At 67.3% G+C, this 11417-nt stretch carries 6 protein-coding genes; 3 read left to right on the top strand and 3 right to left on the bottom strand.

What is annotated here, in order from left to right; genetic code table 11:
* Window positions 1-3 precede the first annotated feature (3 nt).
* Window positions 4-537: a YbaB/EbfC family nucleoid-associated protein gene (locus tag E1181_RS11230; RefSeq protein WP_207922108.1), complete on the bottom strand. Its 534-nt coding sequence runs from the start codon at window positions 535-537 to the stop codon at window positions 4-6.
* Between the two features lie 167 nt (window positions 538-704).
* On the opposite strand from E1181_RS11230, the gene pdxR reads away from it, so the two are divergent.
* From pdxR to E1181_RS32545, 3 genes are all read left to right on the top strand, one after another.
* Window positions 705-2069, top strand: coding sequence for a MocR-like pyridoxine biosynthesis transcription factor PdxR (gene pdxR / locus E1181_RS11225; RefSeq protein WP_235876684.1), 1365 nt, complete (start codon window positions 705-707; stop codon window positions 2067-2069).
* Between the two features lie 103 nt (window positions 2070-2172).
* A complete protein-coding gene (locus E1181_RS11220) occupies window positions 2173-2619 on the top strand; it encodes a DUF6319 family protein (protein WP_132673928.1) in 447 nt (148 codons plus the stop codon).
* A gap of 155 nt (window positions 2620-2774) precedes the next feature.
* Entirely contained in the window at window positions 2775-2897 is a 123-nt protein-coding gene (locus E1181_RS32545; RefSeq protein ID WP_268952453.1) for a hypothetical protein, read from the top strand.
* A 100-nt stretch (window positions 2898-2997) separates the two neighbouring features.
* On the opposite strand, the gene E1181_RS11215 is transcribed toward E1181_RS32545, so the two are convergent.
* Both E1181_RS11215 and rpoB read right to left on the bottom strand, forming a co-directional pair.
* Window positions 2998-6909: a DNA-directed RNA polymerase subunit beta' gene (locus E1181_RS11215; RefSeq protein WP_132673927.1), complete on the bottom strand. Its 3912-nt coding sequence runs from the start codon at window positions 6907-6909 to the stop codon at window positions 2998-3000.
* A 116-nt stretch (window positions 6910-7025) separates the two neighbouring features.
* Window positions 7026-10520 carry a DNA-directed RNA polymerase subunit beta gene (rpoB, locus tag E1181_RS11210; RefSeq protein ID WP_132673926.1) on the bottom strand — a complete coding sequence of 1165 codons (3495 nt, stop codon included), beginning with the start codon at window positions 10518-10520 and terminating at the stop codon, window positions 7026-7028.
* Between the last annotated feature and the right edge of the window lie 897 nt (window positions 10521-11417).

Genomic DNA, 11417 nt, shown 5'->3' with positions numbered 1-11417 from the left:
AGGTCAGCGCAGGAAGGAGCCGTTGCCGAAGTCGTCGTCGAAGTCGTCGGGCCTGCGGCGGCCGGGCGACTGCCGGCGTTGCGGCGGCTGGTAGTCGTCCTCGACGGCCGGGCGGATCTCGTTCGACCGGGTGCCGCGCGGCGGCTCCTCCTCGGGCGGGGGCTCCGGGAAGTGCTTGCGGGCCTGGTCGAGCACGTGCTGCGCGGCCGAGTCGGCGAGCCCGACGGTGCCTTCGACGGCCTCCTGCATCTGACCGGGGATCTTGGCCTGCGCCTGCTGCACCAGCCGCATGATCTCCGCGCCGAGCCTGGGCATCGGCCGGTTGTTGGCGTTGTCGGCGAGCTGCAGGTCCTGCAGCATCCCGGTGGACGCCACGGTCACCCGAATCGCGCCATCGCGGGAGGTTTCGGTCACCGAGATCTGCTCGACCTGCTGTTGCAGGCGGTTGAACTTCTCGGCCTTCTCCGCCGCCCGGTCCTGCCACTCGCGAACCATCCGCTCGGCGGCACCGATGTCCCTGCCGAAATCCTCCGCCACGACACTCCCCGTCGATCAACTGTCCAGCGGCTGAGCACGTTATCAATCGATCGTGCACCGGCAGGGCCGATCGGATTTTTCCCACCGAGGCGATAATCACGACGGGCCGGGAGGCACCGCTGCGCGGACCGAGCGCTGCTCCAGGTACTAAGGTCTGGACCGTGACGGTGGGATGGTTCGCTGGGCTGGTTCACCCGGACAGCAGGCAGCTGACCGAGGCCCTCAGGTCCGCCGTCCGGGACGGGTCGCTGGCGGCCGGCAGCCGGGTTCCCTCGACGCGCTCGCTCGCCCAGGAGCTCGGGATCGCGCGCGGCACCGTCACCCGCGCCTACGACCAGCTGGTCGCCGAGGGGTTCCTGGTGGCCCGGCAGGGCGCTCCCACGGTCGTCGCCGAACTGCTCGCGACCCCCGCTCAGCCGGACGCGCCCGAGCCCGCGCAACCGGACGTCGCGCGCTGGGACTTCCGCTCGGGTCGGCCGAACCTGAGCTCGTTCCCGCGCCGGGACTGGCTGGCGGCCAGCCGCCGCGCGCTGCGCGACGTGCCCACCGACGACCTCGACTACGGCGATCCGCAGGGGCATCCGCGCTTGCGCGAGGCGCTCGCCGGCTACCTCGCGCGCGAGCGGGCGGTGGCCACCACACCGTCCAACATCATCGTCTGCAACGGCTACACGCAGGCGTTGTCACTGCTCAGCAATGCCCTTGCCGATCAAGGCGAGCCCTCCGTCGACTTCGAGGACCCGTCGGCGCCGCACCTGTGGGACATCCCCGCCGGGTTCGGGATGGCGGTGCACGGCATCCCGGTCGACGGCGAGGGCCTCGACGTGTCGCTGCTGCGCAGCCGAGCGGTGGTGGTCACCCCGGCCCACCAGTTCCCGCTCGGCGTCAGCATGAGCTCCGCGCGGCGGGCGGAGCTGGCGCGGCGCGCCAAGGACGAGGACCTGCTGGTCATCGACGACGACTACGACGGCGAGTTCCGCTTCGACCGGCAGCCGATGGGCTCGTTGCAGGGGATGGCGCCGGACAACGTCGTCTACGCCGGGACGGCGAGCAAGACCCTGGCGCCCGCGCTGCGTTTGGCCTGGTTGGCGCTGCCTTCGCGGCTGGTGGAACCGGTCCGGGAGCTCAAGCGGCACAGCGGATTGCACGCCCCGCTGTTCGAACAGCTGGCCATGGCGGAGTTGATCTTGTCGGGGGCCTACGATCAGCACGTCCGCCGATCGCGCGCCACCTACCGTCAGCGCCGCGAGCAGCTCGGTGAAGCGCTGCGCGGGATGCGTGCGAACCACCGGCCCCACCCGGCCGGGATCTCGGCGGGACTGCACGTGACCTTGCAGCTGGATCCGGAAGGACCCACGGAACTCGAAGTCCTCGACAGGGCGCGGCGGCGGTCGGTGGAGCTCCAGGTGCTGGGGCCGCACTGGCTCAGCGCCGGATCGCACCCACCCGGCGTGATCGTCGGGTACGCGGCGCCCTCCGACCGCGCGTTCCGTCCCGCACTGCAAGCCCTGGTCACCGTCCTCGAACGGTGACCCGATCAGGCGACACTGCGCGTCGTCGGCGTGTCCACTGCAACAGAAGGGGAACACCTGTTCTATTCTGGTGTCCCCTCCCGCGATAAACAGGAGCACAGAGTTGACCGAAGAGCAGACCACTCCGGCCGAGACCAGCGGCGCGGACAGCACGGCGCCCTCCGCTGTCGCGACCGAGGCCCCCTCGTCCGAAACCCCGGCTCCGGCGGCCACCGAGACCTCCGAGGCTCAGGCTGAGGCGCCCAAGAAGCGCCAGACCCGCAAGAGCACCGCGAAGAAGACCCGCACCGTCGAGCTCACGCTCACCGTCACCGGCACCGCCGACGGCGAGTGGCAGGCCGACCTGCTACACCAGGGCAAGCGCGTCGTGCAGGCCCTGCCGGTCGCGGCCGCCGCCGTGTCCAAGGCCGCCGCCGAGCTCAACCCGGAGATCTCCGAGACAATCGAGGGCGTCATCAACGAAGCCCGCCAGCAGCACGAGGCCAAGCTCGCCGAGCTCGAAGCCGAGGTCGAGCGAGTCCGCAAGGCCCTCGCCGAGCTCGAAGGCTGACCCGAGGACTCCCGGGGCGCCGTGGTCCCCTCCCAGGCATGGCCCCCTGGACATGAAAAAGCCCCTGCCCAGCAGGGGCTTTTTCATGCTCGAAAGTCAACGAAATGATCAACAGCGGTTCCGCATGACCATGGATCTGCACTAACTTCCGTCACATGAGTCCAGCCCCCGCTGAACAGACGCTCCCCATGCCCAAGATCGAGGCGGAAGCCCTCGCCGACCACTACGACGCCCAGTCCTCGCCCGCGGACACCACCGCGGACGAAACCCAGCGCTAGTAATAGCGCGCAACAACACCCACGACGAACATCGGTTGAAGCGAAGAAAGCGCCCCCTGCCCGGAGGAGTCGGGCAGGGGGCGCCTGGTTACTTCGGACTTCAGCGGTAGTCGCGGCCGAAGTCGTAGTCGTCCAGCGGGACGGCCGCACCGGTGCCGGCGCCGAACACATCCGGGGTGTAGTAGCTGTCGTCGTAGGACGGGATCGCGTAGGCCGCGGCCCGTGCCTCCTCGGTCGGCTGCACCTGGATGTTGCGGTACCGGTTGATGCCCGTACCAGCCGGGATCAACTTACCGATGATCACGTTCTCCTTCAGGCCGACCAGCTTGTCACTCGCGCCCTCGATAGCGGCGTTGGTGAGGATGCGGGTCGTCTCCTGGAAGGAAGCCGCCGACAGCCACGACTCGGTGGCCAGCGACGCCTTGGTGATGCCCATCAGCACCGGACGGCCGGAGGCCGGGTCCCCGCCTTCGGCGACGACGCGGCGGTTCTCCGCCTCGAACTGCGAGCGCTCGACCGGCGAACCGGGCAGGAACTCGGTGGCACCCGAGTCGATGATGATGACCCGGCGCAGCATCTGGCGGACGATGACCTCGACGTGCTTGTCGTGGATGCCCACACCCTGCGACCGGTACACCTCCTGCACCTCGTTCACCAGGTGCAGCTGGGCCTCGCGCGGGCCCATCACGCGCAGCACCTCGTGCGGGTCGACCGCACCTTCGAGCAGCTGCTGACCGACCTCGACGTGGTCGCCGTCGGAGATCTGCCGCTCGGTGCCGTCCACCGAGATCGCCGCGAGCCGCTGACGCTTGGACAGCTTGTCGTAGACGATCTCCTCGCCGCCGTCGTCCGGAATGATCGTGATCTTCCAGTAGCGGTCGTTGTCCTCCAGCCGGATGCGGCCGGAGGTGTCGGCGATCGGGGCCTTGCCCTTCGGGACGCGGGCCTCGAACAGCTCCTGCACACGCGGCAGACCGGTGGTGATGTCGTCACCTGCGACACCGCCCTGGTGGAAGGTGCGCATCGTCAGCTGCGTGCCGGGCTCACCGATGGACTGGGCGGCGACGATGCCGACAGCCTCGCCGACGTCGACCAGCTTGCCGGTGGCCATCGAACGGCCGTAGCAGACCGAGCAGACGCCGACCGCGGACTCACAGGTCAGGACGCTGCGGACCTTGACCTTCGTGATCTTCGCGGCGAGCAGCTTCTCGATCGCCGGGTCGCCCAGGTCGGACCCGCGGGCCAGCACGATGTTGCCGTCGGAGTCGGTGACGTCCTCGGCGGTCGTGCGGGCGTAGACGCTGGTCTCGACGTGCTGGTCGCGCAGCAGCTTGCCGTCCGGCAGCAGCTCCGCGATCGGCATCTTGACGCCGCGCTCGGTGCTGCAGTCGGTCTCGCGGACGATGACGTCCTGCGAGACGTCGACCAGACGACGGGTCAGGTAACCCGAGTCGGCCGTACGCAGCGCCGTGTCCGCCAGACCCTTGCGGGCACCGTGGTTGGAGATGAAGTACTCCAGCACGGACAGGCCCTCGCGGAAGTTCGCCTTGATCGGGCGCGGGATGTACTCACCCTTGGGGTTCGACACCAGACCACGCATACCGGCCAGCTGAACGACCTGGGTCATGTTACCGGCCGCCCCGGACTTCACGATCGTGCTGATCGAGTTGTCCTCGGGGAAGTTGGTCTCCATGGCCTCGGCGACCTCGTCCTTGGCCGCGGTCCAGACCTTGACCAGCTCCGCGTTGCGCTCCTGGTAGGACAGCGCACCGCGGCGGTACCGCTTCTCGACCTGGTCGGCCTTGGCCTCGTAGCCGTCGAGGATCTCGGTCTTGTTCGGCGGCACGACCACGTCGGTGATCGACACGGTCACACCGGAACGGGTGGCCCAGTGGAAACCGGCGTCCTTCAGCTTGTCCAGCGTCTGGGCGACGGTGACCATCGGGTACCGCTCGGCGAGGTCGTTGACGATCGCGGCCTGCTTCTTCTTCGGCAGCAGGTCGTCGACGAACGGGTAGTCCTCCGGCAGCAGCTCGTTGAACCAGACGCGGCCCAGCGTGGTCTCGGCGATCCACGCCTGACCCGGCTCCCAGCCCTCCGGCATCTGCTGCGCGTTCGGGACCAGGTCCCGCAGGCGGATCTTGACCTTGGCCTGCAGGTCCAGCACACCGCGGTCGAAGGACATGATCGCCTCGCCGACCGACGAGAACGCCAGACCTTCACCCTTGGCGCCCTCGACCAGACGGGTCAGGTGGTACAGGCCCGTGACCATGTCCAGACGCGGCATCGCCAGCGGCCGACCGGAGGCCGGCGACAGGATGTTGTTGCTGGACAGCATCAGGACCCGGGCCTCGGCCTGGGCCTCGGCCGACAGCGGCAGGTGGACCGCCATCTGGTCACCGTCGAAGTCCGCGTTGAACGCCTCGCAGACCAGCGGGTGCAGCTGGATGGCCTTGCCCTCCACCAGCTGCGGCTCGAAGGCCTGGATGCCGAGGCGGTGCAGCGTGGGAGCACGGTTGAGCAGCACGGGGTGCTCGGCGATGACCTCTTCCAGCACGTCCCACACCTGCGGGCGCTGGCGCTCCACCATCCGCTTCGCGGACTTGATGTTCTGCGCGTGGTTGAGGTCGACCAGCCGCTTCATGACGAAGGGCTTGAACAGCTCGACGGCCATTTCCTTCGGCAGACCGCACTGGTGCAGCTTCAGCTGCGGGCCGACGACGATGACCGAACGGCCCGAGTAGTCGACTCGCTTGCCCAGCAGGTTCTGGCGGAAACGACCCTGCTTGCCCTTGAGCAGGTCGGACAGCGACTTCAGCGGCCGGTTGCCCGGGCCGGTGACCGGACGCCCGCGACGGCCGTTGTCGAACAGCGCGTCCACGGACTCCTGCAGCATCCGCTTCTCGTTGTTGACGATGATCTCGGGGGCGCCGAGGTCGATCAGTCGCTTGAGGCGGTTGTTGCGGTTGATCACGCGGCGGTACAGGTCGTTGAGGTCGGAGGTCGCGAAGCGACCACCGTCGAGCTGCACCATCGGACGCAGGTCCGGCGGGATGACCGGCACGCAGTTGAGCACCATGCCGCTCGGGTCGTTGCCGGTGGCCTGGAAGGCCGCCACGACCTTGAGCCGCTTGAGGGCGCGCAGCTTCTTCTGGCCCTTGCCGCTGCGGATGGTCTCGCGCAGCGACTCGGCCTCGGCGCCGATGTCGAAGTTCGACAGCAGGGTCTGGATCGCCTCCGCGCCCATGCCACCGGTGAAGTACTCGCCGTACCGGTCGTAGAGCTCGCGGTAGAGGACCTCGTCGGCGATGAGCTGACGGGGCTCCAGCTTGGTGAAGGTGTCCCAGATCTCGTCGAGCTTGTCGAGCTCGCGCTGCGCGCGGTCGCGCAGCTGCTTCATCTCGCGCTCGGCGCCTTCCTTGACCTTGCGGCGCTGGTCGCTCTTGGCGCCCTCGGCCTCGAGCGCGGCCAGGTCGGTCTCGAGCTTCTGGGCCCGGGCCTCCAGGTCGGCGTCGCGCTGGTCAGCGGTCCGCTTGCGCTCGACGCTGATCTCGCTCTCGAGCGTCGACAGGTCGTTGTGACGCAGCTCGGTGTTCACACCGGTGATCACGTAGGCCGCGAAGTAGATGATCTTCTCGAGATCCTTCGGGGCCAGGTCGAGCAGGTAGCCCAGCCGCGACGGAACGCCCTTGAAGTACCAGATGTGGGTGACCGCGGCGGCCAGCTCGATGTGGCCCATCCGCTCACGACGCACCTTGGCGCGGGTGACCTCGACGCCGCAGCGCTCGCAGATGATGCCCTTGAAGCGGACCCGCTTGTACTTACCGCAGTAGCACTCCCAGTCCCGGGTCGGACCGAAGATCTTCTCGCAGAAGAGCCCGTCCTTCTCCGGCTTCAGGGTTCGGTAGTTGATGGTCTCGGGCTTCTTGACCTCGCCGTACGACCACTGGCGGATGTCGTCGGCCGTGGCGAGGCCGATGCGGAGTTCATCGAAGAAGTTGACGTCAAGCACGTCGGGTCTTCTCCCTTGGTCGAATGGTGCCTCTCCCGGTGCCACCGGTTGAAGCAAGTGCCAGGTTGGGTCGGTCGCCGGCCCGCGGGACTAGGCCCGCGGGCCGGCGGCGAGGGTCAGTGCGCGATGTCGTCGACCGACGGGTTCTCGTTGCGGGACAGGTTGATGCCGAGGTTGGCAGCGGCACGCTCCAAGTCCTCGTCCTCGGTGTCGCGCATCTCGATCGCGGCGCCGTCGCTGGAGAGCACCTCGACGTTCAGGCACAGCGACTGAAGCTCCTTCAGCAGCACCTTGAACGACTCCGGGATACCCGGCTCGGGGATGTTCTCGCCCTTGACGATCGCTTCGTAGACCTTGACGCGGCCCACCACGTCGTCGGACTTGATCGTCAGCAGTTCCTGCAGCGTGTAAGCAGCGCCGTAGGCCTGCATGGCCCAGCACTCCATCTCACCGAAGCGCTGACCACCGAACTGCGCCTTACCACCCAGCGGCTGCTGGGTGATCATCGAGTACGGGCCGGTGGAACGGGCGTGGATCTTGTCGTCCACCAGGTGCGACAGCTTGAGGATGTACATGTAGCCGACCGCGGTCGGGTACGGGTACGGCTCACCGCTGCGGCCGTCGAACAGCTGGGCCTTGCCGTCTCCGCCGACCATCCGGTCGCCGTCGCGGTTCGGCTTGGTCGAGCCGAGCAGACCGGTGATCTCCTCCTCCCGCACACCGTCGAAGACGGGGCTGGCGGTGTTGGTCCCGGGCTCGACGTCGAGCAGCTCCTCCGGCAGGCGCTTGGCCCACTCGGCATCGGGGTCGATCGTCCAACCGCGCGAGGCGATCCAGCCGAGGTGCGTCTCCAGCACCTGGCCGATGTTCATCCGTCGCGGAACACCGTGGGTGTTCAGGATGATGTCGACCGGGGTGCCGTCGGACAGGAACGGCATGTCCTCGGCGGGCAGGATCTTGCCGATGACGCCCTTGTTGCCGTGGCGGCCGGCGAGCTTGTCGCCGTCCTGGATCTTGCGCTTCTGCGCGACGTAGACCCGCACCAGCTGGTTGACGCCCGGGGGCAGCTCGTCGTCGTCCTCGCGGTTGAACACGCGGACGCCGATGACCTTGCCGGTCTCGCCGTGCGGCACCTTCAGGGAGGTGTCGCGGACCTCGCGGGCCTTCTCGCCGAAGATGGCGCGCAGCAGCCGCTCCTCCGGGGTCAGCTCGGTCTCGCCCTTCGGCGTGACCTTGCCGACCAGGATGTCGCCGCCCTGGACCTCGGCACCGATGCGGATGATGCCGCGCTCGTCGAGGTCGGCCAGCACGTCGTCGGAGACGTTTGGGATGTCCCGGGTGATCTCCTCGGCACCGAGCTTGGTGTCGCGAGCGTCGACCTCGTGCTCCTCGATGTGGATCGAGGTGAGCACGTCGTCCTGCACCAGGCGCTGGCTCAGGATGATCGCGTCCTCGTAGTTGTGCCCCTCCCACGGCATGATCGCCACGAGCAAGTTCTTGCCCAGGGCCATCTCGCCGTTCTCGGTGCACGGTCCGTCCGCGATGACCTGCCCGGCCTCGATCCGGTCGCCTTCGTTGACGATCGGCTTCTGGTTGATGCAGGTGCCGTGGTTGGACCGGGAGAACTTCTCCATCCGGTACGAGCGGCGGGTGCCGTCGTCGGCCATGATCGTGACGAAGTCGGCGGTCAGCTCCTCGACCACTCCGGCCTTGTCAGCGGTGATCACGTCACCGGCGTCGACCGCGGCGCGCAGCTCCATGCCGGTGCCGACCAGCGGGGACTCGCTGCGCAGCAGCGGCACCGCCTGACGCTGCATGTTCGCACCCATCAGGGCGCGGTTGGCGTCGTCGTGCTCCAAGAACGGGATCATCGCGGTCGCGGCGGAGACCATCTGCCGCGGCGAGACGTCCATGTAGTCGATCTCGGTGGGGGCGAGCAGCTCGACCTCACCGCCCTTGCGTCGACCCAGGACGCGCTCGTCGACGAAGTTGCCGTCGTCGTCGATCACCGCGTTGGCCTGGGCCTTGACGTAGCGGTCCTCTTCGTCGGCCGTCAGGTAGTCGATCTGGTCGGTGACCCGGCCGTCGACGACCTTGCGGTACGGCGTCTCGATGAAGCCGAACGGGTTGACCCGCGCGAACGTGGCCAGCGAGCCGATCAGACCGATGTTCGGGCCTTCCGGCGTCTCGATCGGACACATGCGGCCGTAGTGCGAGGGGTGCACGTCTCGGACTTCCATGCCCGCGCGCTCACGGGACAGACCGCCCGGGCCGAGCGCGGAGAGACGACGCTTGTGCGTCAGACCCGCGATCGGGTTGGTCTGGTCCATGAACTGCGAGAGCTGCGAGGTGCCGAAGAACTCCCGGATCGCCGCCGTGATCGGGCGGATGTTGATCAGGGTCTGCGGCGTGATCGCCTCGACGTCCTGGGTGGTCATCCGCTCGCGGACGACCCGCTCCATGCGCGACAGGCCGACGCGGACCTGGTTCTGGATCAGTTCGCCGACGGTGCGCAGGCGGCGGTTGCCGAAGTGGTCGATGTCGTCGACCTCGACCGGGATGGTGTCGCCGGCGTCCTCACCGCGAGCGGGCATCTCGACCTCGCCTGCGTGCAGGCGGACCAGGTACTCGATCGTGGTGACGATGTCCTCTTCGGTCAGCACGCCGGTCTCGTAGGACTGCGAGAGACCGATCTTCTTGTTGACCTTGTAGCGGCCGACGCGAGCCAGGTCGTAGCGCTTCTCCTTGAAGAACAGGTTCTCCAGGAGGGTCTGCGCGCTCTCCTTGGTCGGCGGCTCGCCCGGGCGCAGCTTGCGGTAGATGTCCAGCAGCGCCTCATCGGTGCCGCCGGTGTGGTCCTTCTCCAGGGTCGCCATCAGCGTCTCGGAGTGACCGAAGCGCTCGCGGATGGCCTCGGTGGACCAGCCGAGCGCCTTGAGCAGCACGGTGACCGGCTGACGGCGCTTGCGGTCGATGCGGACACCGACGGTGTCGCGCTTGTCGACGTCGAACTCGAGCCACGCACCGCGGCTCGGGATGATCTTGACGCTGAAGACGTCCTTGTCAGTGGTCTTGTCGACCGACTGGTCGAAGTAGACACCGGGGGAACGCACGAGCTGGGAGACCACGACCCGCTCGGTTCCGTTGATGATGAAGGTGCCCTTGTCGGTCATCATCGGGAAGTCACCCATGAACACCGTCTGGCTCTTGATCTCGCCAGTCGAGTGGTTGGTGAATTCAGCGGTGACGAACAGGGGCGCCGCGTAGGTCATGTCCTTGTCCGTGCACTCCCCGACGGAGGCCTTGACCTCGTCGAAGCGCGGATCGGAGAAAGACAGCGACATCGATCCGGAGAAGTCCTCGATCGGGGAGATCTCGCTGAGGACCTCCTCAAGACCACCAACCGGATTGTCCTCGCCGGCGTCGACCCGGCGCTGGAACCAGGCCTCGTTACCGACAAGCCATTCGAAGGACTGGATCTGCAGGTCTAGCAGGTTCGGCACGTTCAGCGGTTCGCGGATGTTCGCGAACGAGACCCGCTTGGGTGCCCCAGGGATCCCCGACGTGTAGTTGGAAGCTGCAGAGACCTTGGTCGCGCGGGAGACTGCCAAGATGCGTCCTTCCGGGACTCTGAACTGGCTACAGCCATGCTCACGGCGAAAAGCGCGCGTCAGGCAAGCGCGCAGATCACTAGCACAGCTGTCAAGGGTGCAATGGCGCCGACCATCCTACGGTCCAGTGCGGGCAGACCTATAGGAGGGCAGCGCAAAGTAGCAGTCTAGCCGGAAGGACGCCAGCTGTCGAGGGGGCCCACCGATGGCGGCCCAGCCCCGCGTTGAGGACCAGAGTGAACCCGCGCGCGCTCTCAGTCAAGAGATCACCGATCGATCACTCTCGTGGCGGAAAACACGATCACCTCGCGTGACCACCGAGGGGTGCTTTTAACCTGGTCAGGGCCTTTTGATCAGCACATGAGGCAGTTCCTTCACGCCCTCGGCGAACCCCCTCCGATCGGCTCTTGACAACCGTTCAGAAACCCCTTTCGGACCACAGAGGAGGGACCCGGAACACACTTCCGGCCCGCCCGCGGTCGCCGCGAGACCACCCGGGACCACCTCGACCCGGGCGATCTCCACCTGAAAGTGGTCATTCTCAGTCCGCCTGCCCCTTCCGCGACGCACGCCACACAATTCCCACGAGCCCCATGAGCACCATTTCGCACGCACCCCGAGTGGAATCACCCCAGAACTCGTGCGCGAATTTCGTAGGGCCCGCTTTCGCGATCTTGAAAAGATTGGCCCAGACCATTTAGCGGGACCACCCGAGACCACTCGCCGGGATCGGGAAATCTGGAAACGCCCGTTCATGAACAACTACTGTGAGTGGCGGCATGCGGTGTGACCTGGACGGCCGCCACCCGAACGTCGTAACGCTCCGAGGCTCCACATCGACTCCGGGCGACCATCGACGCGGCTTGACCACATCGAGACCCCAAGATGCCGCAAACC

Source organism: Saccharopolyspora terrae, from assembly GCF_004348435.1.
Classification (GTDB): Bacteria; Actinomycetota; Actinomycetes; order Mycobacteriales; family Pseudonocardiaceae; genus Saccharopolyspora; species Saccharopolyspora endophytica.
Note: the sequence above shows the minus strand (reverse complement) of the source record. Positions and strands in the feature narration are given on the sequence as shown.